Origin of the sequence: Mesorhizobium sp. M8A.F.Ca.ET.181.01.1.1 (genome assembly GCF_004792025.1) — a bacterium.
Lineage (GTDB): Bacteria > Pseudomonadota > Alphaproteobacteria > Rhizobiales > Rhizobiaceae > Mesorhizobium.
The window spans coordinates 1-373 of record NZ_SRTV01000087.1; the positions used below are offsets into that span (position 1 = coordinate 1).

At 65.7% G+C, this 373-nt stretch carries 1 pseudogene; it reads left to right on the top strand.

What is annotated here, in order from left to right:
* Positions 1-373 (top strand): annotated as a pseudogene (locus tag EN824_RS33700) (branched-chain amino acid ABC transporter permease); the annotation flags it as partial.

Genomic DNA, 373 nt, shown 5'->3' on the forward strand with positions numbered 1-373 from the left:
GGTCGAGGCGGTAGAGCCGCGACCCGCTCTACGGACTGCTCTTCACCTTCGGCCTCGCCTTGGTCATCGAAGGTGTGTTCCGCTACTATTACGGCGTCTCCGGCAATCCCTATGCCGTGCCGGCGCTGCTTGCCGGCGGCACCAATCTCGGCTTCATGTTCCTGCCCAACTATCGCGGCTGGGTGGTGTTGGCTTCCCTCATCGTCTGCCTCGGCACCTGGCTCCTGATCGAGAAGACCAGGCTCGGCTCGTATTTGCGCGCCGCCACCGAAAACCCGGAGCTCGTCCAGGCCTTCGGCGTCAACGTGCCGCTGCTCTTGACGCTCACCTACGGGCTGGGCGCGGCGCTTGCGGGGCTCGCCGGCATTCTGGC